Source organism: Streptomyces sp. WM4235 (genome assembly GCF_001279725.1).
Taxonomy (GTDB): Bacteria; Actinomycetota; Actinomycetes; order Streptomycetales; family Streptomycetaceae; genus Streptomyces.
This window is the reverse complement of record NZ_LGDE01000215.1, coordinates 1-25,167: the sequence shown is the minus strand read 5'-3', so window position 1 is coordinate 25,167 and position 25,167 is coordinate 1. Positions and strand designations below refer to the sequence as shown.

The 25,167-nt window shown below is 72.8% G+C and carries 20 protein-coding genes; 18 read left to right on the top strand and 2 right to left on the bottom strand.

Features of this window, described 5'->3' with window-relative positions; all coding sequences use genetic code 11:
- Nucleotides 1-38: 38 nt before the first annotated feature.
- On the top strand, nucleotides 39-611 hold the full coding sequence (locus ADK55_RS16360) for a TetR/AcrR family transcriptional regulator (protein WP_078998990.1): 573 nt from the start codon (nucleotides 39-41) through the stop codon (nucleotides 609-611).
- Nucleotides 612-618: 7 nt separating this feature from the next.
- On the opposite strand, the gene ADK55_RS16355 is transcribed toward ADK55_RS16360, so the two are convergent.
- Nucleotides 619-1,881, bottom strand: coding sequence for an MFS transporter (locus ADK55_RS16355; RefSeq protein ID WP_053679388.1), 1,263 nt, complete (start codon nucleotides 1,879-1,881; stop codon nucleotides 619-621).
- 84 nt (nucleotides 1,882-1,965) lie between these two features.
- Between ADK55_RS16355 and ADK55_RS16350 the strand changes: the two genes are divergently transcribed.
- The 8 genes from ADK55_RS16350 to ADK55_RS16315 all read left to right on the top strand — a co-directional run bounded on the left by ADK55_RS16350 (nucleotide 1,966) and on the right by ADK55_RS16315 (nucleotide 11,818).
- The gene (locus ADK55_RS16350; RefSeq protein WP_053679386.1) at nucleotides 1,966-2,931 is read left to right on the top strand and encodes a LysR family transcriptional regulator; all 966 of its coding nucleotides are present in this window, start codon (nucleotides 1,966-1,968) and stop codon (nucleotides 2,929-2,931) included.
- Between the two features lie 97 nt (nucleotides 2,932-3,028).
- Nucleotides 3,029-4,399 carry a nitrate/nitrite transporter gene (locus tag ADK55_RS16345; protein ID WP_053679385.1) on the top strand — a complete coding sequence of 457 codons (1,371 nt, stop codon included), beginning with the start codon at nucleotides 3,029-3,031 and terminating at the stop codon, nucleotides 4,397-4,399.
- A 104-nt stretch (nucleotides 4,400-4,503) separates the two neighbouring features.
- Complete coding sequence (locus tag ADK55_RS16340; protein ID WP_053679382.1) at nucleotides 4,504-5,652, top strand: uroporphyrinogen-III synthase; 1,149 nt, start codon at nucleotides 4,504-4,506, stop codon at nucleotides 5,650-5,652.
- A 75-nt stretch (nucleotides 5,653-5,727) separates the two neighbouring features.
- Nucleotides 5,728-6,249, top strand: a complete 522-nt coding sequence (locus ADK55_RS16335) for a GNAT family N-acetyltransferase (protein ID WP_053679450.1) — start codon at nucleotides 5,728-5,730, stop codon at nucleotides 6,247-6,249.
- A gap of 63 nt (nucleotides 6,250-6,312) precedes the next feature.
- A complete protein-coding gene (locus ADK55_RS16330; RefSeq protein WP_053679381.1) occupies nucleotides 6,313-6,882 on the top strand; it encodes a CGNR zinc finger domain-containing protein in 570 nt (189 codons plus the stop codon).
- A gap of 141 nt (nucleotides 6,883-7,023) precedes the next feature.
- Nucleotides 7,024-9,330, top strand: a complete 2,307-nt coding sequence (locus ADK55_RS16325) for a HelD family protein (RefSeq protein WP_053679448.1) — start codon at nucleotides 7,024-7,026, stop codon at nucleotides 9,328-9,330.
- A 462-nt stretch (nucleotides 9,331-9,792) separates the two neighbouring features.
- A complete protein-coding gene (locus ADK55_RS16320; RefSeq protein ID WP_053679378.1) occupies nucleotides 9,793-11,196 on the top strand; it encodes an NAD-dependent malic enzyme in 1,404 nt (467 codons plus the stop codon).
- 340 nt (nucleotides 11,197-11,536) lie between these two features.
- On the top strand, nucleotides 11,537-11,818 hold the full coding sequence (locus ADK55_RS16315) for an HU family DNA-binding protein (RefSeq protein WP_007264399.1): 282 nt from the start codon (nucleotides 11,537-11,539) through the stop codon (nucleotides 11,816-11,818).
- 136 nt (nucleotides 11,819-11,954) lie between these two features.
- On the opposite strand, the gene murA is transcribed toward ADK55_RS16315, so the two are convergent.
- Nucleotides 11,955-13,295, bottom strand: a complete 1,341-nt coding sequence (gene murA, locus ADK55_RS16310; RefSeq protein WP_053679376.1) for a UDP-N-acetylglucosamine 1-carboxyvinyltransferase — start codon at nucleotides 13,293-13,295, stop codon at nucleotides 11,955-11,957.
- A gap of 263 nt (nucleotides 13,296-13,558) precedes the next feature.
- On the opposite strand from murA, the gene ADK55_RS16305 reads away from it, so the two are divergent.
- From ADK55_RS16305 to mycP, 9 genes are all read left to right on the top strand, one after another.
- On the top strand, nucleotides 13,559-14,119 hold the full coding sequence (locus ADK55_RS16305) for a YqgE/AlgH family protein (RefSeq protein ID WP_053679374.1): 561 nt from the start codon (nucleotides 13,559-13,561) through the stop codon (nucleotides 14,117-14,119).
- Between the two features lie 29 nt (nucleotides 14,120-14,148).
- Nucleotides 14,149-14,433: a DUF3039 domain-containing protein gene (locus ADK55_RS16300; RefSeq protein WP_053679372.1), complete on the top strand. Its 285-nt coding sequence runs from the start codon at nucleotides 14,149-14,151 to the stop codon at nucleotides 14,431-14,433.
- A gap of 165 nt (nucleotides 14,434-14,598) precedes the next feature.
- Complete coding sequence (locus tag ADK55_RS16295; protein WP_078998988.1) at nucleotides 14,599-16,245, top strand: beta-N-acetylhexosaminidase; 1,647 nt, start codon at nucleotides 14,599-14,601, stop codon at nucleotides 16,243-16,245.
- Nucleotides 16,246-16,480: 235 nt separating this feature from the next.
- Nucleotides 16,481-17,410 carry an FAD binding domain-containing protein gene (locus ADK55_RS16290; RefSeq protein ID WP_053679371.1) on the top strand — a complete coding sequence of 310 codons (930 nt, stop codon included), beginning with the start codon at nucleotides 16,481-16,483 and terminating at the stop codon, nucleotides 17,408-17,410.
- A complete protein-coding gene (locus tag ADK55_RS16285) occupies nucleotides 17,407-19,530 on the top strand; it encodes a (2Fe-2S)-binding protein (RefSeq protein ID WP_053679369.1) in 2,124 nt (707 codons plus the stop codon). Before ADK55_RS16290 ends, ADK55_RS16285 begins: the two co-directional genes overlap by 4 nt.
- Complete coding sequence (locus ADK55_RS16280) at nucleotides 19,527-21,863, top strand: xanthine dehydrogenase family protein molybdopterin-binding subunit (protein ID WP_053679367.1); 2,337 nt, start codon at nucleotides 19,527-19,529, stop codon at nucleotides 21,861-21,863. The genes ADK55_RS16285 and ADK55_RS16280 overlap by 4 nt, the downstream gene beginning before the upstream one ends.
- A gap of 168 nt (nucleotides 21,864-22,031) precedes the next feature.
- The gene (locus ADK55_RS16275; protein ID WP_234350071.1) at nucleotides 22,032-22,499 is read left to right on the top strand and encodes a DUF2563 family protein; all 468 of its coding nucleotides are present in this window, start codon (nucleotides 22,032-22,034) and stop codon (nucleotides 22,497-22,499) included.
- Nucleotides 22,499-23,944, top strand: coding sequence for a WXG100 family type VII secretion target (locus ADK55_RS38570; protein ID WP_159041415.1), 1,446 nt, complete (start codon nucleotides 22,499-22,501; stop codon nucleotides 23,942-23,944). Before ADK55_RS16275 ends, ADK55_RS38570 begins: the two co-directional genes overlap by 1 nt.
- Nucleotides 23,945-23,965: 21 nt before the next feature.
- Nucleotides 23,966-25,144, top strand: coding sequence for a type VII secretion-associated serine protease mycosin (gene mycP, locus ADK55_RS16265; protein WP_053679360.1), 1,179 nt, complete (start codon nucleotides 23,966-23,968; stop codon nucleotides 25,142-25,144).
- Nucleotides 25,145-25,167: the final 23 nt, after the last annotated feature.

The window sequence follows — 25,167 nt, the reverse complement described above, 5'->3', positions numbered from 1 at the left end:
GCCCGCGAAGAGCGCCCGAGAGGGGACGGCGAACGCTGATGACCGACGGAGCGGACCGGCCGTTGCGGGCCGACGCGCGGCGCAACAGGGAGCGGATCCTCGCCGCCGCCGTGCGCGTGTTCACCACGCAGGGGCTGGACGCGCGGATGGAACACATCGCCAAGGAGGCGGGCGTGGGCAGCGCGACGCTGTACCGCAACTTCCCCACCCGGGAGGTCCTGGTCGAGGCGGTCTACCGCAACGAGGTGGCCCAACTGTGCGACGCGGCCCCCGAACTGCTCGCGCGGGAGTCGCCCGCCGAGGCCCTGCGCGCGTGGACCCGGCTCTTCCTGGACTACGTCACCGCCAAGTACGGGATGATCGACGCGCTGCGCGCCATCGCCGCGACCGGGGGCAACCCCTACGGCCACAGCCGGGAGATGATCCAGGGCGCCATCGCCTCGCTCTTGGACGCGTGTGTGGCCGCCGGGGTGATCCGTACCGACATCGGGCCGGCCGACGTCGCCGCCGCCCTCGAAGGCATCGCCCTCACCTCGGCGGGCGCCGAGCACCGCGAGCAGGCCGAGCGGCTGCTCGACCTCACCCTGGACGGCCTCACGGTCCGCCGCTGAGGCCGCGTCAGCCGGTACGGGCGCCGGACGCGCGGGAGGTGAGGCCGAGCAGGAGCGCGGTCAGGGCCGCCGCGGCCGGCAGGGCGTAGGCGGAGGTGGTGCCGAGGTGTTCGACGACGGCGCCGGCCGCGGCGGAGCCCGCGGCGATGCCCGCGAGGATCGCGGTGACGGCGAGGGTCATGCCCTCGTTGAGGCGTCCCTCGGGCGTGCGGCGGTGGACCTCGGACATGGCCGTCACCATCGTCGGGGCGGTGGCCGCGCCCGCCAGGAGCAGGGCCAGGGCCAGCGGGACGAGCGAACCGCCGGCCGCCGCCGCCCAGGGCAGGGCCATCGCCGCGCACAGGGCGACCAGGCAGACGCGCAGGCCGCGCGGGCGCCGGGTGCCGTAGAGCAGGCCGGCGGCGCAGGAGCCGGCGGCCTGGAGGGCGAGGACCGGGCCCGCGGCGGCGCCGAGGCCGTGGGCGTCGAGGTGGGCGATCGAGGTGACCTCCATCGAGCCGAAGATCGCACCGGTGGCGGCGAAGAGACCGAGGAGCGGCAGCAGGGCGGGCAGCGGTGACGAGGAGGGTGCGGGCTGGACCCCGGTGGGCGGCGGCTCGGTGGCGCGCTGCGCGGTGAAGATCAGCATGCCGACGAGGAGCAGCGACGCGGCGACGAGGGTCCCGGCCTCCGGGAAGACGAGCGTGCACAGCGACGCGGCGGCGACCGGCCCGAGCAGGTAGCAGAGTTCGTCGGCGGCCTGCTCGAAGGACATCGCCGTGTGGTGGTCGGCCGGGGCGGCGCGCAGCAGCAGGGTCCAGCGGGCCCGTGACATGCCGCCGATGTTGGGGGTGGTGGCCGTCGCCGCGTACGAGGCGAACAGGGTCCAGGTCGGAGCCTGTGTACGGACGCACGCGATCAGGCAGAGCGAGCCGAGGACCGCGATCAGGGTGGCGGGGACGGCGACGCGGGACTGCCCGAAGCGGTCGACGAGTCGGGCCGTCCACGGCGCGACCAGCGCGGTGGCGGCCAGACCGGTGGCGGTGACCGCGCCGGCGAGGGCGTACGAGCCGCGCTGGCCGGCGATCATCATCACCGCGCTGATCCCGAACATGCCCATGGGCAGCCGGGCGATGAGGTTCCCGGCGGTGAAGGCGCGGGTGCCGGGGCGGGCGAAGAGCCGGCGGTAGGGGCCGCCCCGGGGTGCGCGGGGGCGCGGACGCGGGGGCGGCGGCGGGCCGGTCAGGACGAGGGTGGAGCCGGTGACGGTCATCAGGGTCGGGGCGGGCATGACCCAAGGCTGCGGGCCGGTCCCCGGCCGGGTCCAACACCTGTTCACGACCCATTCACCGGTTTCCGTTGTTAGTGTCCGGGGGTGATCTCCCGTGATGTGGACCCCCGCCTGCTGCGCGGGTTCGTGGCCGTGGCCGAGGAACTGCACTTCTCCCGCGCCGCCGCCCGCCTGTACGTCGCCCAGCAGGCCCTCAGCAGGGACGTCCGCCGGCTGGAGGAGACCCTGGGCGCGGCGCTGTTCACCCGCACGACCCGGGCCGTGGAACTGACCGCCGACGGGCAACGGCTGCTGCCGCTCGCGCACAGGGTGCTGGCCGCCCACACCGAACTGGCCGCCGCCTTCGCCGAACCCGGGCCGCTGCTCGTCGACCTGAACAGCGACGGGCCGAGTTCCGCGCGCAGCGTGCTGGACCGGGCCCGCGCGCTCGCCCCGGGCTGCGAACTGATGGCCCGCTTCGAGAGCGGGCTGACCCATGCCGCGGCGGAGATCGCGGCGGGCCGCCTCGACGTGTCCTTCGGCTACGCGCACGGCCTGGAGCCCGCGTCGCGCGCCCGCCTCGCCCACACCCTCGTCCGGTACGAGCCGCTCGCCGTGCTGCTGCCCGACGGGCACCCGCTGGCGGCGCTGGACCGGGTGCCGCTGGCGGCCCTGGCCGGGGAGACCGTGTACGCGGGGGCCGGCAACCCGCGGACCCTGGAGTGGACCCGGCTGGCGCGGGAGCTGTTCGCCGGGCGGGGGATCGCGCCGGCGCCGCCCGCTCCGGTGGCCGTGGGCAAGGAGGAGTTCGGGCGGGTGATGGCCAAGACCCGCACCCCCGTCCTCGTCACCGTGGACTTCACGGACCTGCCCGGCTGCGCGAAACGCCCCCTGGTCGCACCCGTGCCGCTGTCCCCGCTGTCGATGGTGTGGCGCAAGGGGCTGCGCCACCCGGGCCTGGACGCCCTCCTGCGGGCGGCCGCCGAACTGGCCGCCGAACGCGGATGGCTGGAGGTGCCGGCCGGGAGTCTGCTGCCGGCGGCGCTCACAGGCGGTCCCGACGCCGGGTGAGTGCAAGGTATCCCCCCGGTCATCGGAGGGTGACCCGGGCCGAAACGCGCGCTTCCTACGGTCGTCATCACGGACGCGACAGCTGTGGAGGCGTGTGATGACCGGAACGACCGCACCGCGCAAGGGGGGCCGCTGGATCGAGCGGTGGGATCCGGAGGACGAGGTCTTCTGGCGGGAGACCGGGGAGCGGGTGGCCCGGCGCAACCTCCTCTACTCGGTGCTCTCCGAACACATCGGGTTCTCCGTCTGGTCGCTGTGGTCCGTGATGGTGCTCTTCATGGGCCCCGCGTACGGCATCGACCCGGCCGGGAAGTTCTTCCTCATCGCCACCGCCACGGCCGTCGGCGCCCTCGTCCGGATCCCCTACACCTTCGCCGTCGCCCGGTTCGGCGGGCGCAACTGGACCGTGGTCAGCGCCCTGCTGCTGCTCGCGCCGACCGTGGCCGCGCTGGTCGTCATGGAGCCCGGCACCTCCTACGGCACTTTCCTCGCCGTCGCCGCCCTGACCGGCGTGGGCGGGGGCAACTTCGCCTCCTCCATGACCAACATCAACGCGTTCTTCCCGCTGCGGAAGAAGGGCTGGGCGCTCGGACTGAACGCGGGCGGCGGCAACATCGGCGTACCCGTGGTGCAGCTCGCGGCCCTGCTCGTCATCGGGACCGCCGGCGCCGGCCACCCCCGGCTGCTGCTCGCGGTCTACGTCCCGCTGATCGTGACCGCCGCCGCGCTGGCCCTCGTACGCATGGACAACCTGGCGCCGGTGCGCGGTGACGTGGGCGCGGTCCGGGACGCGGCCCGGGAGCCGCACACCTGGATCATGGCCTTCCTGTACATCGGCACCTTCGGCTCCTTCATCGGCTACGGCTTCGCCTTCGGGCTGGTGCTCCAGACCCAGTTCGGTCGCACCCCGCTCCAGGCCGCCTCGCTGACCTTCATCGGGCCGCTGCTCGGCTCACTGGTCCGACCGGTGGGCGGGGCGCTCGCCGACCGGCTCGGCGGAGCCCGCATCACCCTGGCCGCCTTCGTCGCGATGGCGCTCGCGACCTCGGTGGTGATCCTGGCCTCCGTACGGGAATCGCTCCCGGTGTTCCTGGTGGGCTTCGTGGCGCTGTTCGCGCTGAGCGGCCTCGGCAACGGCTCCACGTACAAGATGATCCCCGGCATCTTCCAGGCGAAGGCCCTGGCACAGGGCCTGGGCGCCGAGGAGGCCGCCGCCCGCGGGCGACGGCTGTCCGGGGCCGCGATGGGGCTGATCGGCGCCGTGGGGGCCCTCGGCGGCCTCGGCATCAACCTGGTGTTCCGGGAGGCGTTCGCCCGCTCCGGGTCCGGCACGGCCGCCTTCGTGACCTTCCTCGGCTTCTACGCGGTGTGCTGCGCGGTGACCTGGGCGGTATACCTTCGCCGCCCGACCGCCACACCCGTCACCGGACCGCAGGCACCGGCGAAACCGCAGCTCACCTCGGTGTAACGCCGGTTAACGGCGACGAAATACGACGGAACCGAGCCTGACACGGCGACTTGGCAGGCTCGGCCCCGTTACGCGCGCACCTCTCGGGCAAGGCAGGACACCACATGGACGCTCCGGACACCGGCCCGCTCGCCGGCTTCACCGTCGGGGTCACCGCCGCCCGGCGGGCCGACGACCTGATCGCCCTGCTGCGCCGGCGCGGGGCCTCCGTGCTGCACGCGCCCGCCCTGCGGATCGTTCCGCTCGCCGACGACGGCGAACTCCTCGCCGCCACCAAGGAACTGATCCACCGCACACCCGACGCCGTGGTGGCCACCACCGCCATCGGATTCCGCGGCTGGATCGAGGCCGCCGACGGATGGGGGATCGGCGAGGAACTCCTCGACCGGCTGCGCTCCACCGAACTGCTCGCGCGCGGGCCGAAGGTGAAGGGCGCCGTACGGGCCGCCGGGCTGGTGGAGGCCTGGTCGCCCGCCTCCGAGTCCCTCGCCGAGGTACTGGACCGGCTGCTCGCCCAAGGGGTGGCGGGACGCCGCATCGCCCTCCAACTGCACGGCGAACCGCAGCCCGGCTTCGTCGAATCCCTGCGGGCGGGCGGCGCCGAGGTCGTGGTGGTGCCCGTCTACCGTTGGATGCCGCCCCAGGACCCGGCGCCGCTCGACCGGCTGCTGGACGCCGTGGCCGCCGGCGGCCTGGACGCCGTCGCCTTCACCTCGGCGCCGGCCGTCGTCTCGATGCTGTCCCGCGCCGACCACCTGGGGATGCGGGAGGCGGTCCTCGCGGGGCTGCGCGGCGACGTGGTCTCGGCGTGCGTGGGGCCGGTGACCGCGCTCCCGCTCCAGGCCGAGGGGGTGGTCACGGTGCAGCCGGAACGCTTCCGGCTGGGGCCGCTGGTCCAACTGCTCTGCCAGGAACTGCCGGCGCGGGCCCGGGTGCTGCCGGTCGCCGGGCACCGCCTGGAGATCCGCGGCCACGCGGTGCTGGTCGACGCCGAACTGCGGCCGGTGCCGCCGGCCGGGATGGCCCTCCTCGGGGCGCTGGTCCGACGGCCGGGATGGGTCGTGGGCCGCGCGGACCTGCTGCGGGCGCTGCCGGGCGCCGGGCGGGACGAACACGCCGTGGAGACGGCCATGGCCCGGCTGCGGGTGGCGTTGGGGGCGCCGAGGCTGATCCAGACGGTGGTCAAGCGGGGGTACCGGCTGTCCGTGGACGCGGGCGCGGCCGGCGACTGCGGGGTGCCTCCGGCGCGATGAGGGGCTCCGGTCGGGGGGTGTCGGCGGCGGGCGGGTCCGGGTTAGCGTGCCGTCGTGATCATTGACGGGGTGGAGATGCGGGGCGTCCGGATCGAGGACGCCGCCGGCCTGGCCGACGTACTGCGGCGCAACCGCGCCTACATGGCGCCCTTCGAGCCCTACCGGGAAGAGCGGTTCTACACCGAGGCCGGCCAGCGCGACCGGATCGCGGGCCTGCTCGCGGAGCGGGACGGCGGACGCACGGTGCCGTTCGTCCTGGTCGCCGACGACGTTCCCGTCGGCGGCATCAACCTCGGCGGCATCGCCCTGGGACCGCTGCGCGGCGGCGGCGTCGGCTACTGGATCGACGAGGCCTGGGCCGGGAAGGGACTGGCCACCGCCGCCGTCGAGGAGGTGTGCCGGATCGCCCGCGACGAGCTGGGCCTGCACCGGGTCGAGGCGGGCACGCTGGTCGACAACCTGGCCTCGCAGCGGGTGTTGGCGAAGGCCGGCTTCGAGCAGTACGGCCTGGCGCCCCGGTTCCTCCACATCGACGGAGCCTGGCGCGACCACCGTCTCTTCCAACGGATCCTGCACGACGACCCGCCCGCCCTCTAGCCGCTTCGTCGGTGGGCGGGCACTCTGGGGAGGCGGCCCACGGCAACCGAGGCGGTGACCGGTATGTGGTTCGACTCCGGGAGGGTCTGCCTGGACCTGCTGGCCACCTTCGACGCCCATCGGCACGCCGAGGCGATCCTCGACGGCGACGAACTGCGCCTGTGGCTCGTCGGGGCCGGGCTGGTGCCCGACCGGACGCCGCTGGGCCGGTTGGGGCCCGACTGGGTGGAGGCCTTCCGGGCATTGCGCGCCGACGTGGAGAGCCTCGTACGGGCCGAACTGGCCGGCGCCGGGCCCGACGAGGGGGCGCTCGCCCGGGTCAACGCGGCGGCCGCCGGTCCACCCCCGGGACTGTGTGCCGTTCGGGACCAGGAGGGCCGGCTCGTACGGGAGTTGTGCGGGGGAGTCGAGTGCCCGGGGCTGCTCGCGGCGGTGGCCCGCGACGCCGTCGAACTGCTGACCGACCCCGGCGATCGGGCGCTGCTGCGGGCCTGCGAGGGCGAGGGCTGCGCCCGGGTCTACCTCGACACCTCGCGGGGCCACCGGCGCCGCTGGTGCTCCAGCGAGTTGTGCGGGAACCGCGAACGCGTCGCCCGGCACCGGCGGCGGGTGCTCGCCGCCGGATCCGCCTGAGCGGGCCGCCCGCGCCCGCCCCCGAGCACCCCGGACGCGGCCGTTCGTGTGATCCGCGGACGGTCCCGGAACGGGCGTGCGGACAAGGCCCTGGTTCGCGTACGGTTGACGGTCGCCCATGCACGTCAGAAGGGGGCCTTGGTGGCCGCGCAGAATGCCGCTGTCGACAGCACGGCGGATTCCGTCCGCGATCGGGAGATCGCGGTCGAGCAGACGCATCTCGATCACGTGTACCGACGCCTTGAGGAGAAGATCCACGAGGCGGAGTTCCTGATGAACGACGCCGCCAAACGCGGGCAGGTCGGCACGCCCGGCGCGCTCGCCGAGCGCGACGCGCAGGTCTTTCGCGCCGGGATCCACCTCAACCGCCTCAACAACGAGTTCGAGGACTTCCTCTTCGGCCGGATCGACCTCGTCCTCGGCAAGGACGGGGAACGCGGCCCGGACGGCGCGTACACCTCCGTCGAGCCGGCCGACGACGCGATTCGCGCCGATCTCACCGCCGACATCGCGGAGACCCTGCACATCGGGCGGATCGGCGTCCTCGACTCCGACTACGCGCCGCTCGTCATCGACTGGCGGGCGCCGGCGGCCGCGCCGTTCTACCGCTCGACGCCGAAGGAACCCGGCCGCGTCGTACGCCGCCGGGTGATCCGCTCCAAGGGCCGCAAGGTCCTCGGAGTCGAGGACGACCTGATGCGCCCCGAGGTCACCGCCTCGCTCGACGGCGAGGAACTGCCCGCCATCGGCGACGGCGCCCTGATGGCGGCGCTCGGGCGGGCCCGTACGCACTCCATGCGGGACATCGTCTCGTCCATCCAGGCCGAGCAGGACCTCGTCATCCGCGCCCCCGCCGCCTCCGTCGCGGAGGTCGCCGGCGGCCCCGGCACCGGGAAGACGGCCGTGGCCCTGCACCGGGCCGCCTACCTGCTCTACCAGGACCGGCGGCGCTACTCCGGCGGCATCCTGATCGTCTCCCCGACCCCGCTGCTCGTCGCCTACACCGAGGGCGTGTTGCCCTCGCTCGGCGAGGAGGGACAGGTCGCCATCAGGGCACTCGGCTCGCTCGTCGACGGGGCCGAGGCGACCACGTACGACGACCCGGCAGTGGCCCGCGTCAAGGGCTCCTCCCGGATGCTCAAGGTGCTGCGCAAGGCCGTACGGGGCGCCCTCGAACTGGGCGACGCCCCCGAGCGGCTGCGCGTGGTGGCCTTCGGCCGGCGCCAGGAGCTGGAGGCCGACGAACTGGAGCGGATCCGACAGAACGCGCTCGGCGGCACCGCGCCGGTGAACCTGCTGCGCCCGCGCGCCCGCAAGCTGCTGCTCGACGCCCTGTACGCGAAGTCCGGCGCGAACGGCCGGCACAGCGACCCGGAACTCGCCGCCGAGCTGCGGTCCGCCTTCGACGAGGACATCTCGACGGAGGACGCCTTCATCGACTTCCTGAACGCCTGGTGGCCCGAGCTCACCCCGCGCGGGGTGCTGGCCTCGATGGCCGACGAACGCAGGCTCGGCCGCTGGTCGCGCCGGGACCTGAACCCCCGCGAGGCGCGCCGGCTGGCCCGCTCGCTGCGCCGGGTCGGTCCGGACGGCAAGGGTCCGCTGTCGGTGCACGACGTCGCGCTGCTCGACGAGCTCCAGCAACTGCTCGGGGCGCCCGCGCGGCCCAAGCGCAAGCGCGAGCTCAATCCGCTGGACCAGCTGAGCGGGCTGGAGGAGCTGATGCCGACCCGCGAGGAGACCCAGTGGGAGCGGGCCGAGCGGCTCGCGGCGGAGCGCACCGAGTACGCGCACGTCATCGTCGACGAGGCGCAGGACCTGACGCCGATGCAGTGGCGGATGGTGGGCCGCCGGGGCCGGCACGGCACCTGGACGGTCGTCGGCGACCCGGCGCAGTCCTCCTGGACGGATCCGCAGGAGGCGGCGGCGGCCCGCGACGAGGCCCTGGGGTCCCGGCCGCGCCGGCGCTTCACGCTGACCGTGAACTACCGCAACCCCGCCGAGGTCGCCGAGGTCGCCGCCCGGGTGCTGAAACTGGCCATGCCGGGGATGGAGCCGCCGACCGCGGTGCGCTCCACGGGCCTGGAGCCCCGCTTCACGGCCGCCCCGGGCGACCTGGGCGAGACGGTCCGGGAGGAGACCCGGCGGCTGCTGGAACAGGTGGACGGCACGGTGGGCGTGGTCGTGGCCATGGACCGGCGGGCGGAGGCGGCCGGATGGCTGGCCGACCTGGGCGAACGCGCGGTCGCGCTGGGCAGCCTGGAGGCGAAGGGGCTGGAGTACGACGCCACCGTGGTGGTGTCCCCGGCGGAGATCGCGGACGAGTCCGAGGCCGGGCTCAGGGTGCTGTACGTGGCCCTGACGCGCGCCACGCAGCAGCTGACGGTGGTCTCGGCCGAGCGCGACACCCCCGACGGGGAGGGCGTCCCGACGCTGCTGCGCCCGTAGACCCCGTCCGACCGGGCCCCGGTGGGCCTGCCCGCCGGGGCGATGGGCCGATTGGCCCGCGACCAGGGGTGTGGTCCAAGAGTCAAGTGCCTGGAGGGGGGTCGCTTCCGGCGATCCTTTGTTAGCCTGGGTACGGCACCGACTCGATCCAAGCCCCCGGGCCCAACCTTCGTCGCTCAGAGCGACCACTTGCCGCGAGGCGAGCATGGCGGGTCGGTGTCATCTACGTGAAGAACAGGTCTGCCCCGGCACTTCGGTGCCGGGGCAGACCTGTTTTGCGTGGCCGGAAACCCTTCCAGGAGTCCTTCATATCTCGTATGGTGGAAGTGTCTTTCCGAAATTTGTAGCTGGTTACCTTTTACCGGCTGGTAGGTGGGACGATCGGACAAGAGGTCCCGCCGCACCCGCCGTGCGCCGGGGCCCTGTGTACAGAAAAACCAGGGACAGAAGAGGAACACGGCCATGGCAACGGCGCCCAGCGTCTCGTACTCGATGACGGTCCGCCTGGAAGTGCCCGCGAGCGGTACCGCGGTCTCCCAGCTGACCACCGCCGTGGAGTCTTCCGGAGGATCCGTCACCGGCCTCGACGTGACCGCATCGGGTCACGAGAAGCTCCGTATCGACGTCACCATCGCCGCGACCTCCACCGCGCACGCCGACGAGATCGTCGAGAAGCTGCGCGGAATCGAGGGCGTCAGCCTGGGCAAGGTCTCCGACCGAACCTTCCTGATGCACCTCGGCGGCAAGATCGAGATGGCGTCCAAGCACCCCATCCGCAACCGCGACGACCTCTCGATGATCTACACCCCGGGCGTGGCCCGCGTGTGCATGGCGATTGCCGAGAACCCCGAGGACGCGCGGCGCCTCACCATCAAGCGCAACTCCGTCGCAGTCGTGACGGACGGCTCCGCCGTACTGGGCCTGGGCAACATCGGCCCCATGGCCGCGCTGCCCGTCATGGAGGGCAAGGCGGCCCTCTTCAAGCGGTTCGCCGGCATCGACGCGTGGCCGATCTGCCTCGACACCCAGGACACCGACGCGATCGTCGAGATCGTCAAGGCCATCGCCCCCGGCTTCGCGGGCATCAACCTGGAGGACATCTCCGCGCCGCGCTGCTTCGAGATCGAGGCCCGCCTGCGCGAGGCCCTCGACATCCCCGTCTTCCACGACGACCAGCACGGCACCGCCATCGTCGTCCTGGCCGCCCTCACCAACGCACTGCGCGTGGTGGGCAAGGCAGTTGGCGACGTCAAGGTCGTCATGTCGGGCGCCGGCGCGGCCGGTACGGCCATCCTCAAGCTGCTCCTCGCGGCGGGTGTGAAGAACGCCGTCAGCGCCGACATCCACGGCGTCGTGCACGCGGGTCGCCCCGACCTCGTCGACGCGGCGGCCGACTCCCCGCTGCGCTGGATCGCGGACAACACCAACCCCGAGGGCTACACGGGCACCCTCAAGGAGGCCGTGGTCGGAGCCGACGTCTTCATCGGCGTCTCCGCCCCGAACGTCCTGAACGGCGACGACGTGGCGGCCATGGCGGAAGGCGCCATCGTGTTCGCGCTCGCGAACCCGGACCCCGAGGTCGACCCCGCGGTGGCCCGTCAGACGGCCGCCGTCGTGGCCACCGGACGGTCCGACTTCCCCAACCAGATCAACAACGTCCTGGTCTTCCCGGGCGTCTTCCGCGGCCTGCTGGACGCCCAGTCCCGCACCGTGAACACGGACATGATGCTGGCCGCCGCGAGCGCGCTCGCGGACGTGGTCGGCGAGGACGAGTTGAACGCGAACTACATCATCCCGTCCGTCTTCAACGACAAGGTCGCGGGCGCGGTCGCCGGAGCCGTCCGCAAAGCCGCCTCCGGGGCGTGAACCTCGCTGTGACGGCCCTCACGGCCCCCTGATACCGGCGCGTCGCGAGATGCGGGCCCGCCCGGCCACCTCTAGGGTTGCGGGGATGCCGGCGTGGCCCGCGGTCCGCATCCACCGGAACCATCGGATGCGGACGGAGCGTCACCGCGGCGTGACAGTGGCGCTTTTCGTGTGACCCTGGCGGGTGCCGGATTGGCTTTCCCGCCGCTGGTGGGGGCAGGATGCGTAACCGGGCGAGAGGGTCTGACGTTCAGACCCGGGTCCGGGGACTGTCCTAGGGCCCTGGCAGCATCGGCTTCGATCTCACGCCTCTAAGGCACGTTGAACACGGGAGTACAACATGAACCGCAGTGAGCTGGTGGCCGCTCTGTCCGAGCGCGCCGAGGTGACCCGCAAGGACGCCGACGCCGTTCTGGCCGCGCTCGCCGAGACCGTCGGCGAGATCGTCGCCAAGGGCGACGAGAAGGTCACCATCCCCGGCTTCCTGACCTTCGAGCGCACCCACCGTGCCGCTCGCACCGCGCGCAACCCGCAGACCGGCGACCCCATCCAGATCCCGGCCGGCTACAGCGTGAAGGTCTCCGCGGGCTCCAAGCTCAAGGAAGCCGCCAAGGGTAAGTAGTACCGCCCTTGTGCCGAGGGCCGCACGGCCCTCGGGACGGCAGCAGTACACACGAAAGCCGAAGGGCGGCCACCCCACCGGGGTGGCCGCCCTTCGGCCTGTCCAGGGCCCCCTGAGGGGCCCTGGGGCGCTTCCGTCAGACGAGGTCGCCGTTGGGGAGCTCGACCTTGGCGCCCAGCTCCATGAGCTTCTCCATGAAGTTCTCGTAGCCGCGGTTGATCAGGTCGATGCCGTGGACGCGCGAGGTGCCCTCGGCGGCCAGCGCCGCGATCAGGTACGAGAACCCGCCGCGCAGGTCGGGGATGACCAGATCGGCGCCCTGCAGCTTCGTGGGGCCGGAGACGACCGCCGAGTGCAGGAAGTTGCGCTGACCGAAACGGCACGCCGAACCGCCCAGGCACTCGCGGTACAGCTGGATGTGAGCACCCATCTGGTTCAGCGCCGAGGTGAATCCGAGCCGGGACTCGTAGACCGTCTCGTGGACGATCGACAGGCCCGAGGCCTGCGTCAGGGCCACGACCAGCGGCTGCTGCCAGTCGGTCTGGAAGCCCGGGTGGACGTCCGTCTCCAGCGCGATGGCCTTCAGCGGGCCGCCCGGGTGCCAGAAGCGGATGCCCTCGTCGTCGATCTCGAAGGCACCGCCGACCCGCCGGAAGGTGTTCAGGAAGGTCATCATCGAGCGCTGCTGCGCTCCGCGGACGTAGATGTTGCCGCGGGTCGCCAGGGCCGCGGAAGCCCACGAGGCGGCCTCCAGGCGGTCCGGGAGCGCCTTGTGGTTGTAGCCGGTGAGCTCGTCCACACCGGTGATCCGGATGGTCCGGTCGGTGTCGACGGAGATGATCGCGCCCATCTTCTGCAGGACGCAGATGAGGTCTTCGATCTCGGGCTCGACGGCCGCGTTGCTGAGTTCGGTGACGCCCTCGGCGAGGACGGCCGTCAGCAGGACCTGTTCGGTCGAACCGACGGACGGGTACGGCAGCCGGATCTTGCAGCCGCGCAGACGCTGCGGGGCCTCCAGGTACTGGCCGCCCTCGCGCTTCTCGATCGTCGCGCCGAACTGGCGGAGCACGTCGAAGTGGAAGTCGATCGGCCGGCCGCCGATGTCGCAGCCGCCGAGGCCGGGGATGAAGGCGTGGCCGAGACGGTGCAGCAGCGGACCGCAGAACAGGATCGGGATCCGGGAGGACCCCGCGTGGGCGTCGATGTCGGCGACGTTCGCGCTCTCGACGTACGTGGGGTCGAGGACCAGTTCGCCCGGCTCCTCGCCGGGGCGGACGGTCACCCCGTGGAGCTGGAGCAGACCGCGCACGACCCGGACGTCACGGATGTCGGGAACGTTGCGCAGCCGGCTGGGGGTGCTGCCGAGCAGAGCGGCCACCATTGCCTTCGGCACGAGGTTCTTCGCGCCGCGGACACGGATCTCGCCCTCGAGCGGGGTACCGCCGTGGACAAGCAGGACATCGTCAGTGCCGGTCATGGATCTCGCGTTCCGGAGTGGGGTGGGCGGGGGGCCAGTGAAAAGGGTAAGGGTCGCCACCCCCTTGTTTGTATGGCTGACGCGGCCGTAGGACTGTCATGAATTCGGCACAACACACTCTGTTGCCGCATCGTTGCGGAGTGTCGCGTTCCGGGTCCTTTCGGGAAGCGCGCCCCTTTCCGCCGCCGTGCGCCCTGAGCTGCGCGTGATCCGATGAGTCCGCCGGCTCCCCCCGAAGGGCGAATGTGCGAGATCATGTCGGCATGACCGAGGTGTCCTCCCTCACAGGGCGGTTGCTCGTGGCCACCCCCGCCCTCGCGGACCCGAATTTCGACCGCGCGGTGGTGCTGCTGCTCGACCACGACGAGCAGGGTTCGCTCGGCGTCGTCCTCAACCGGCCGACGCCGGTGGGCGTCGTCGACATCCTGCTGCCCTGGGCGCCGCTGGCCGGCGACCCCGGGGTGGTGTTCCAGGGCGGCCCGGTGGGCCTGGACTCGGCCCTCGGCATCGCGGTGATCCCCGGCGAGGAGGGGCCGCTGGGGTGGCGTCGGGTGCACGGGGCGATCGGGCTGGTCGACCTGGAGGCGCCGCCCGAGCTGCTGGCCGCCGCCCTCGGTGGCCTGCGCATCTTCGCCGGTTACTCCGGATGGGGCCCCGGCCAACTGGAGGACGAGCTGGGCGGCGGGGCCTGGTACGTGGTGGACTCCGAGCCGGGCGACATCTCCTTCCCGGACCCCGAACGGCTGTGGAGGGCGGTGCTCCGCCGTCAGCGCAGCGAGCTGGCGATGATCGCCACCTATCCGGACGACCCGTCGCTCAACTGAGCCGCGCGGGGGTCGGTACCCTGGCTTTCATGAGCACTCTTGAGCCCGAGCGCGGGACTGGTACGGGGACCCTCGTAGAGCCGACGCCGCAGGTGTCCCACGGCGACGGCGACCACGAGCGCTTCGCCCACTACGTCCAGAAGGACAAGATCATGGAGAGCGCGCTCGGCGGTACGCCCGTCGTCGCCCTCTGCGGCAAGGTCTGGGTCCCGGGACGGGACCCGAAGAAGTACCCCGTCTGCCCCATGTGCAAGGAGATCTACGAATCCATGGGCGCCGGCGGCGACAAGGACAAGGGCGGCAAGGACAAGTAGTCCGGGCCGTTCGTCCCGCACCACGCAGGACCGAGGTCCCCGGTCGCGCCACCGTGCGCCGGGGACCTTTTGCGCGCCCGGGAGGAAAGCTAGGGTCGGCCGGGTAAGCAACATGTGGAACGCGCGTTGCGCATGACGCAACGGCATCTCCGTGGAGGCCCGCCCATGCCCGACCTGATCCCGGAGCCGCGGTACGCGCGCTTCCCGACCGCCGACGCGTGCGAGCTGACCGACCCGGTGCTCGTGGCGCCCCCCGGCACGGAGGGCGCCGCCCGCCGACTGCGCGCCGAACTCGGCGCGGCCACCGGCTGGGAGCTCCCCGCGCCGGTCGCGGGCGCGGCGCACGCCGGTCGCACGGTGATCCGGCTCGCGCTGCGCCCCGACATCGCCCGCGCCGGCGCCGAGTCGTACGAGGTGCACGTCACCCGCGACCTGGTCCTCCTCGAAGGCGGCGACCCGGCGGGCCTCCACTGGGCGGTGCAGACGCTGCGCCAGTTGCTCGGCCCCGACGCGTACCGACGCGCGCCCGCCGCGCCCGGCCGCGTCTGGCGGCTGCCGGTCGGCGACCTCGCCGACGGCCCCCGCTTCGGCTGGCGCGGCCTGATGCTCGACGTCGCCCGGCACTTCATGCCCAAGGACGGGGTGCTGCGCTACATCGACCTGCTCGCCGCCCACAAGCTGAACGTGCTGCACCTGCACCTGACGGACGACCAGGGTTGGCGCGTCGAGATCAAGCGGTACCCCCGGCTCACCGAGGTCGGCGCCTGGCGGCCGCGCAGCCGCTGGGGGCACCGGGCGTCACCGCTGTGGAACGAGACCCCGCACGGCGGCTTCTACACCCAGGACGACATCCGCGAGATCGTCGCGTACGCCGCCGAGCGGCACGTGCGGGTCGTGCCCGAGATCGACGTGCCCGGCCATTCGCAGGCCGCCATCGCCGCCTACCCCGAACTGGGGAACACCGACGTCGTGGACACCGCCGCGCTCGGGGTCTGGGACGACTGGGGGATCTGCGAGAACGTGCTGGCCCCCACGGAGGCCGTACTGCGGTTCTACGAGGGCGTCTTCGAGGAACTGCTGGAACTGTTCCCGGCCGAGGTCTCGCCCTTCGTGCACGTGGGCGGCGACGAGTGCCCCAAGACGCAGTGGCGCGCCTCCCGGGCCGCGCAGGCCAGGATCCGGGAACTGGGAGTGGACGGGGAGGACGGGCTCCAGGCCTGGTTCATCCGGCACTTCGACGGCTGGCTCGCCGAGCGCGGCCGCCGGCTGATCGGCTGGGACGAGATCCTGGAGGGCGGACTGGCGCCGGGCGCGGCGGTGTCCTCCTGGCGCGGCTACGCGGGCGGCGTCGCCGCCGCCGAGGCGGGCCACGACGTGGTGATGTGCCCCGAGCAGCAGGTGTACCTGGACCACCGTCAGGCGCCGGGCGAGGACGAGCCGATGCCGATCGGATACGTCCGCTCGCTCGCGGACGTGTACCGGTTCGAGCCGGTACCGCCGAAGTTGTCGCCGGAGGCGGCCGCCCACGTGCTGGGCGCGCAGGCCAACATGTGGACCGAGGTGACGGAGGACCAGAGCCGGGTCGACTACCAGGTGTTCCCGCGCCTGGCCGCGTTCGCCGAGGTGGTCTGGTCACGCCTGCCGGAGCCCGCGGAACGGGACTGGGCGGGGTTCGAGGCACGCATGGCGACGCACTACGCGCGGCTGGACGCCCTCGGGGTCGACTACCGTCCGCCCGGCGGCCCGTTGCCCCGGCAGCGACGCCCCGGGGTGCTCGGGCGCCCGATCGACGGCGAGCCCCCGATCGTGTGACTCAGGCAACCGACGCAGCGTTTGAAGTCCTTTGGAACTCTTTCCCGATTTAGGTCGATACGGACGCAAGTGCGCGGTGTCGGCGGGCCGGACCCCGACATCGCGCGTCCGGCCGACCCTCGCGCCGGCCGGTGCGGAACATGTGCCAGAGTTGCCACGTCCCGGCGGTGAGGACGTACCGTACGGCGGACAGGCGTGAGCGCCGGGACCGGGACATCGGGAAGGGGCAGCCGGGTTGACCACGCACGCACCGCACTCACCGCATTCATCTCAGGGGCCTCAGGGTCCTCGGGCGGCGCAGTCCGTGACGCTGCCGACCTCGCTCGACGAGGCCGTGGCGGCGCTCACCGCCATGCCCGCGGCCGTGCCCGTCGCCGGCGGCACCGACCTGATGGCGGCCGTCAACGCCGGACTGCTGCGGCCCGCCGCGCTGGTCGGCCTCGGCCGGATCAACGAGATCCGCGGCTGGCAGTACCAGGACGGCCACGCCCTCCTCGGCGCCGGCCTCACCCACGCCCGGATGGGCAGGCCCGACTTCGCCGCGCTGATTCCCGCGCTGGCCGCCGCCGCCCGCGCTGCCGGACCGCCGCAGATCCGCAACGCGGGCACCCTCGGCGGGAACATCGCCACGGCCGCCCCCACGGGCGACGCCCTGCCCGTCCTGGCGGCCCTGGAGGCGGTGCTGATCATCGTCGGCCCGCCCGCCCTCGGCGACTCCGGGGTGTCCCGGCGGGAGATCCCGGTCTCCCACCTGCTGGCCGGCCGCGAGATGCTCCGCCCGGGCGAACTGATCGGTTTCGTACGGGTTCCCCTGCTGCACGCGCCGCAGGTGTTCCTGAAGGCCACGGGACGTACGGGCCCCGGGCGCGCGGTCGCCTCCGCGGGGCTCGTGCTGGACCCAGCGCGCCGCGGCGTGCGCTGCGCCATCGGCGCGGTCGCCCCGATGCCCCTGCGGCCGCTGGAGGCCGAACAGTGGGTGGCCTCGTTGATCGACTGGGACGGGGACCGCAGCCTGGCCCCCGAGGCACTGGAGGCCTTCGGCGAGTACGTCGCCGCGGCCTGCGTGCCCGACCAGGGAGAACCGGTGGCTGCCGGAGTACTGCACCTGCGGCGGACGGTGGCCGTGCTGGCACGGAGGGCCCTGGGGAGGGCACTGAGCACATGAGTGAGAACGAGAACGTGAGCGGAACGACCGGGGGCGCCGGTCACGCGCCCGCCGGCTGGGGCTGGGAGCCGGTGCCGCACGGCGGCGAAATGGACTCCGAGGCCACGGCCTTCGTGAAGCTGCCGCAGGAGATGCTGGACGCGCTCGACAACCGGGAGCCGCTGGCGGCCCCCGGGCACGGGTACGTGCCGCCGCCGATGATCGTGCCGTTGGGCTCCGGCTCCGCCGACCCCTCGGCCACCGGGACCTGGACGATGCCGGTCCAGTGGCCCGAGGCGGGAACGGGCGCGGCGGGCCAGGACGGTTCCGTACAGGGTTCCGCGCCGGGTTCCGCGGCCGGCCAGGCGCCCGCGCGGGGGCCGATCCCGGCCTCGATCCCGCTGCCCGCGTCCGTGGCCGCCGTCTTCGGCGCGACCGGCCAGGACCAGGCGCAGGCGGACCCCGCCGAGACGCCCGGCAACCCCGACCCCGCCGACACCGCCGAATGGCGGTTCCCCGACGCGACGCGGTCCGGCGACGGCCGGGACACCGGCCAGTGGACGCTGCCCGGCGGCGCGCCCGCCGCCGACTGGAGCCAGGCCCCGGCGACCCTGCCGGGTGGCGCGGCCGCCCCCTGGGCGACGCCCGTGTACGACGCCTCGCTGAGCTCGGGGGTGCTCCCGGGCACGTTCCAGGGCGACGACGGGGGAGCCGCACGGCACGGCGACGGCCCGGTCGGCGGCCCTCCCGGTCGCGGCCCCAGGGTGCTGGGCGGACCCGGCGTGGGCACCCCGCTCCCCGACCCGGAGCCGGTCACCCATCCGGCCCCGGACATCGACGCCGCCCACGGCCCGGCACAGACGCCGGTCGAGGGCGAACGACCGCGCCCGGTGGGCACGGAGGCCGGCCCGGGCGACGGACACGGCTTCACCCGGACGGACCGACCCGCCACCGGGCGGGAGCCCGAGCCCACGGACGGGCGCGGGTTCGTCGTGGATGACCGCGGTGGGCTTGGCACGGACGGGCGCGGTTTCGCGGTGGACCGGGATGGTCTCGCCACGGACGGGCGCGGGTTCGCGGTGGATCGGGACGGTCTCGCCACGGACGGGCGCGGGTTCGCGGTGGATCGGGACGGTCTCGCCACGGACGGGCGCGGGTTCGCGGTGGACTCCGGCGGCTTCGCCACGGACGGGCGCGGGTTCGCGGTGGATGACCGCGGTGGTCCCGGTACGGACGGGCGCGGGTTCGCGGTGGACTCCGGCGGTCTCGCCACGGACGGCCGCGGGTTGGACGTGGTCGGGCCGGAGTCCGAGCCCGGGGAGGGGCGCGCGGACGCCCCGGCCGGGCCGGAGGCCACCGACGGGCACGGGCTCGTGTTCGTCGAGCCCGAGCAGGAGTCCGCCGGTGGTCGCGCCGAAGCCACCGCGCGGGACGTGCCGGTCGAGGGCGCCCCGGACAGTGCTGTGGCACTGCCGGACGCGGGCGACCGGGCCGGTGTTCCGCTCGGGGAGACGACGTACGAGGAAGAGAACGCGGGGGCCGACGCCCATCACGAGCATCCGCTGGCGTCCTACGTCCTGCGCGTCAACGGGGCCGACCGTCCCGTCACCGGCGCCTGGATCGGCGAGTCGCTGCTGTACGTGCTGCGCGAGCGGCTCGGCCTCGCCGGCGCCAAGGACGGCTGCTCGCAGGGCGAGTGCGGGGCCTGCGCCGTGCAGGTGGACGGCCGGCTCGTCGCGTCCTGCCTGGTGCCCGCCGCGACGGCCGCGTCCAGCGAGGTCCGGACGGTCGAGGGGCTCGCCACGGACGGGGAACTCTCCGACGTACAGGAAGCGTTGTGCAGGTCGGGCGGGGTGCAGTGCGGGTTCTGCATCCCCGGCATGGCCATGACCATCCATGACCTGCTGGAAGGCAACCACGCGCCGAGCGAGCTGGAGACGCGCCAGGCGCTCTGCGGCAACCTCTGCCGCTGCTCCGGCTACAAGGGCGTCATCGAGGCCGTCCGCGAGGTCGTCTCCGAACGCGAGGCGACCGCCGCCGGCGACTCCGGTACCGGCTCCGGCTCCGGCACCGAGACGCGCATCCCGCACCAGGCGCCGCCCGGCGAGGGCGGCATCCACCCCAACGGAGGCACGGCGTGAGCGGGCAGGACGCGGCCACCGCGACGAGCACGGCCACCGTGACGACGGCCCCGGGCCCCGGAGCGGACGACGGGCAGGAACCGCTGCGCGGGATCGGAGCCTCCGTCCCGTCCGCCGACGCCCGGGCCAAGACCGGCGGCACGTTCCCCTACGCCGCCGACCTGTGGGCCGAAGGCCTGCTGTGGGCGGCCGTACTGCGCTCCCCGCACGCCCACGCCCGCATCCTCTCCGTCGACACCACGGCCGCCGCCGCCATGCCGGGCGTCCGCGCCGTCGTCACCCACGCCGACGTCCCCGGCGCCACCACCCACGGCCGCCGCATCGCCGACCGGCCCGTCTTCGCCCACGACATCGTCCGCCACCACGGCGAGCCCATCGCCGCCGTGGCCGCCGACCACCCCGACACCGCCCGCCTCGCGGCCGCCGCGATCACCGTCGAGTACGAACCGCTCGAAGCGATCACCGACCCCGAGCAGGCGTTCGGCGCCCCCGCCCTGCACCCCGACGGCAACCTGATCCGGCACATCCCGCTGAGCTACGGCGACCCGGACGCGACCGGCGAGGTCGTCGTCGAGGGCCTGTACCGCATCGGCCGCCAGGACCCGGCACCGATCGGCGCCGAGGCCGGACTCGCCGTACCGCGCCCCGACGGCGGCGTGGAGATCTACACCGCCTCCACCGACCCGCACACCGACCGCGACCTGGCCGCCGCCTGCTTCGGGCTGGAGCCCGACCGGGTACGGATCGTCGTCACCGGCGTCCCCGGCGCGACCGCCGACCGCGAGGACCCCGCCTTCCAACTGCCGCTCGGCCTGCTGGCCCTGCGTACCGGCTGCCCCGTCAAACTGGCCGCGACCCGCGAGGAGTCCTTCCTCGGCCACGCCCACCGACACCCGACGCTCCTGCGCTACCGCCACCACGCGGACGCGGAGGGCCGGCTGGTCAAGGTCGAGGCGCAGATCCTGATGGACGCGGGCGCGTACGCCGACTCGTCCTCGGAATCGCTGGCCGCCGCCGTGGCCTTCGCGTGCGGCCCGTACGTCGTCCCGCACGCCTTCGTCGAAGGCTGGGTGGTACGCACGAACAACCCGCCGTCGGGCCACGTGCGCGGCGAGGGCGCCATGCAGGTGTGCGCCGCCTACGAAGGCCAGATGGACAAGCTCGCGGCCGCCCTCGGCATCGACGGCGCCGAGCTGCGCATGCGCAACGTCCTGGCCACCGGCGACCTCCTGCCCACCGGCCAGACGGTCACCTGCCCCGCGCCGGTGGCCGAACTCCTGCGCGCGGTACGCGACCACCCGCTGCCGTCCCTCCCGAAGGACACCCCCGAGGACGAGTGGCTGCTGCCCGGCGGCCCGGAAGGCGCGGGCGAACCGGGCGCGGTCCGGCGCGGCGTCGGATACGGCGTCGGCATGGTCCACATGCTCGGTGCCGAGGGGACCGACGAGGTCTCCACCGCCACCGTGAAGATCGTGGACGGCGCGGCCACCGTCATCTGCGCGGCCGTCGACACCGGCCAGGGCTTTGCCACGCTCGCCCGACAGATCGTCCAGGAGGTCCTCGGCGTCGACGAGGTCGTGACGGCCCCCGTCGACACCGACCAGCCGCCGGCCGGGCCCGCCGCGCACGGGCGCCACACGTGGGTGTCGGGCGGGGCCGTCGAACGCGCGGCGAAGATGGTCCGTACCCAACTCCTCCAGCCGATGGCCCACAAGTTGGGCATGTCCACCGAACTGCTCCAGATCACGGACGGCCGGATCACGTCGTACGACGGAGCGTTCTCCACCACCGTCGCCGAGGCGATAGAGGGCAAGGAACTCTGGGCCACGGCCCAGTGCCGCCCCCACCCCACCGAACCCCTGGACGCCGACGGCCAGGGCGACGCCTTCGTCGGGCTCGCGTTCTGCGCGATCAGGGCGGTGGTGGACGTGGACATCGAGCTGGGCTCCGTACGCGTCGTCGAACTCGCGGTCGCCCAGGACGTCGGCCGCATCCTCAACCCCCGCCAGCTCGAAGCCCGCATCGAGGCGGGCGTCACCCAGGGCGTGGGCGCGGCCCTGACGGAGAACCTCCGCTCGATCGGGGGAGTCATCCGCCACCCCGACCTCACGGGCTACGCCCTGCCCACCGCGCTGGACGCCCCGACGGTCCGCATCGTCAAACTGGTCGAGGAACGCGACGTGGTGGCCCCCTTCGGGGCCAAGGCGGCGAGCGCCGTCCCCGTGGTGACCACCCCGGCGGCCGTGGCCTCGGCCGTCCGATCCGCCACCGGACGCCCGGTCAACAGGCTCCCGATCCGGCCATCCGCGGCGGTGGCGGCGCCCAACTCCTGACCGTGTGAGGCCCATTGCACGTGCAACCCCGGGGTTGGGGCTGTCCGCGCCGGTCGCTAGAGTGACCGACGAGACTGCGCACGTGCGCGTGTGAACGGGAGCGAACGGGGACGGGGAGCGGTGCCGACACCGCTCCCGCGGGGACAACGGGGAGTCGGGGAGGCCGTAGTGGCATTGGATTACGGGCAGGGCGGGCCGGGACCGTACATCGGAGGACCCCCGCCGACGGCGGCGATGCGGATCGAGTACGAGACGCTGAACGGCTACAAGAACCTGGTCGACGACCTCCTCGAAAGGCTCGACGGCTCGGCGGCGGCGGACAAGAAGCTGGCCGACGGGACGCTACCGGCCGGCGTGCTCGGGGAAGGTTTCCCGGCGGCCGCCCAACTGCAGACCGCCTACACGACGGTGCACGAACAACTGGTGAACCTGTCGCGGGGGCTGGCGGGACAGATCGAGGGCCTGGGCATCGCGATCCGAACGGCGGGCAAGGGCTTCGCGGGCATCGACGAGGAGACCCGCCGCCGGATGGCCGCGATCTCGGCGAAGGCGCACGAGGACTACGTCCCGGAACGGGACCCGCTGTACAAGGCACCGACGGCCGTTGGCAAGGACTATCCGGGAGGGGGGAACTGATGCCGGGCTTCGGGGACTACTCGATCGAACAACTGATGGCGATGGTCGCGAACTTCAGCCCCGAGACGGTGGAGGCGCGGGGCACGGCGTTGGTCAAGGCCGCCGGGGACATCAAGGCGATCGGGGAGATCCTGAAGTCGCACAAGGTGTCCGGCTGGGAGGGCGAGGCCTCGACGGCCTTCCAGGAATGGGTGAGCCAGGCGGGCAGCGCGACGCTCCGCCTGAGCGAGTACAGCGCCACCGGCGGCAAGTACATGGTCGAGGCCGGTCAGACCATGCGCGAGGTCCGGCGGGACATGCCGAAGCGGGACGAAGTCGACCCGGATTTGTCCAGCTACGCGTCGGCCAAGAAGTTCCACAACGACCCGGACGCGCAGCCGGTCGCTCGGGAGTCCTGGCGAAAGCTGGAAGTGCATCGCATGGCCGCTGTTCAGCAGTTGGAGAAGCTGACCACCTCGTACAAGCAGTCGGCGTACCAGATGAACACGGCGGAGATCCCGACGTTCCCACCGCCGCCGGCGAACTTTGTTCCACCGACCCTCCATGGGAATGAAGGCCTTGAGCGCCCTGAGGGCGCTCCCGGGGCAGTGGCTGGCCCCGAAGGTCGGTTCAGTGCCTCTCAGAGCACATCTAGTTCTTCTACGCGGGAGTTGACCGGGGAGTCCGGCAGAGTGCCACGGTCGGACAGCGCTGTTCCTCTGCCCTCTTCCGCGAACCTGGACACGGCGAACGTGGTGGGGGTCCCGGACCGTGACGTGACTGTGGATCTGAACGCCGCCGGAACGTTGCCGGAGAAGGTGCACCCTTCACCCCCGATTGCAGGCATGCTGCCGGACGGCCCAGGTGCCAGAGGCAACCCTGTTCTGCCGATTCCGCCCGCGACGCTCCCACCAGCCATCGGTCTAGGGAACCCGGGTGGCCCTGGCCTGGTGGGTGGCAGCAAGTTGACCGGGCCGAGCGGACCTTTCGGCAAGGTTGTAGGCGCCGCAGGCTTGCCCGCCCGTGATCCCGGCATCGTTGGCGGTCGGGCGCTTCCCGCCACCGGGCCCAGCGCCGGGATTCCGCGCGGCACGGTCATCGGCGGGGAGGCAGGCCAGGCCGGCCGCGGAATGATGGGCGGCGGAATGGGGGGCGGTGCCGGGTCCCCTCATGGAGCTTCTGGAGGTTCGGCGGTTGGGCGCCGCCTGGCCTCAGAGACCGGTGGTGTTGCCGGCGGACGTCGGCCTGGGGTGGGCGGTCAACCGTTCACTCAAGGTGGTTCGGGGCTCGTGCGTAACGCACCGGGCGCAGGGCCGGTCGGCGGAGCGATGGGGCACGGGAGCTCGGGTTCACAGAATCCGGGCAGGCGGCGCGATGGGCGGGCAGGCGAACGCCCCGACTACCTGGCCGAAGATGAAGAGACATGGCAGGCCAACCGTCGTGTTGTGCCACCGGTAATTGACTGAGTGGAACGGACGTTGCAACAGATGCGCATGCACAAGGCGACATCGGTCTTCGTTGGCCTGCTGTTGGCGGGGGTCGCTGCGACCCCCGCCCATGCGGAGACCATTCGCGAGAAGCAGTGGCATCTCGACGTCATGAAGGCAGACGACCTCTGGAAGATCAGCAAGGGCGCCGGCGTTACTGTCGCTGTTATCGACGACGGCGTGGAGATCATTCCTGAGCTGGAAGGCCAGGTTCTTCCCGGCAAAGACTTCGCACCCGATACGGTCGAGGGCGATGAGAAAACCGACCTCGCCGGTCACGGCACGTCCATGGCGGCGATCATTGCTGCAACCGGAAGGCACCCGAGTGGTGATGGGGCATTCGGGCTGGCGCCCGCCGCCAAGATCCTCCCGATCCGCGTGCCCTACGAGGAAGACCTGAAGACCCCGAGTTGGACTGCGGCGATTCGATATGCGGCAGACTCGGATGCAAAGATCATCAGTATTTCCATGGGGAGGCCCAAGGATGACCCGGCGCGCCTTGAAGCGGTGAAGTATGCCCTCTCCAAGGGAAAGCTGATCTTTGCAGCTGTCGGGAACACTGGGCACTCGACGAACGAGATCAACTATCCGGCGGCCACGCCGGGCGTAGTTGGGGTCGGTGCTGTGGACTCCAAGGGTGTTGTGACCAAGGAATCGCAGCGCGGGCCTCAGGTCGACATGACGGCCCCCGGTGTCGACATCGTCTCGGCTTGCAGTGACAAGTCCGGGCTCTGTAAGAGTCACGGCACCAGTGATGCCACCGCGCTCGCCTCCGCCTCGGCCGCACTCGTGTGGTCGTTGCATCCCGACTGGACCAACAATCAGGTGCTTCGGGTCTTGCTGAACACGGCGGGTAAGTCTGTCGATGGCGCCGAGCGCAATGACGGTATCGGCTACGGCGTCGTCCGCCCCCGGATCGCGGTGCCGACGCCCGGTGATCCTGGGCCGGCCGATGTGTATCCGTTGCCGGATCTCGCGGGTGCCGGGGCCGGGGCCGGCAAGGCGCCTTCCGGGGTGCCGGGTGCGAAGGCCTCCGAGTCGGTGGAGCCCGCGCCTGCGCCTCGGGCCGGGGCGGAGGAGTCCGGCGGGGGGCTTCCGTGGCTCGCGTTGGGGTTGGGGGCTTGTGTGCTCATCGGCGGGGCCGTGGCGGCTGTCGTGGTGCGGCGCGCGAGGCGTTGATGGGTTTGGCGGGGTTGGTGGGG